The sequence below is a fragment of the Acinetobacter endophylla genome (assembly GCF_053543775.1).
In genome coordinates, this window is sequence record NZ_JBLVOM010000221.1 from 1 (window position 1) to 348 (window position 348).

1 protein-coding gene is annotated in these 348 nt (G+C 36.5%); it reads left to right on the forward strand.

The features are described 5' to 3' along the window. Window positions 1–223, forward strand: a 223-nt coding sequence (locus ACNPNW_RS06450; RefSeq protein WP_448766772.1) for a hypothetical protein, incomplete at its 5' end; no start/stop codon positions are given. Window positions 224–348: the final 125 nt, after the last annotated feature.

Below are 348 nucleotides of genomic sequence, written 5' to 3' on the forward strand. Positions count from 1 at the left end.
AGAGGGAAATCCGGTCATGCAGCTGGACGGAATAATTCGATTGAGTAGACTCGAAACTAAGTATCTTAGAGAGAAAGAGTATGTCTATTCGCTATCCTTGAAAGCTTTATACGATGAGCAAAAGCAAATATGGAGCATTGACGAGGCGAATTTAGGCTCTTTTGCGAATATTCCTAATCAAGATGAAGAAAATAAATACATCATTACGAGTGCGACAAAATAGAGATGTACACAAAACCAAGAATGGCCATTACAGATCAGCGTGGCTATTCTTGATTTTTGTACACAATAGTTGTTTCCAGATTGAACCTGCAACTCTCATTTTGTACACGTATTATAAAAAAATAT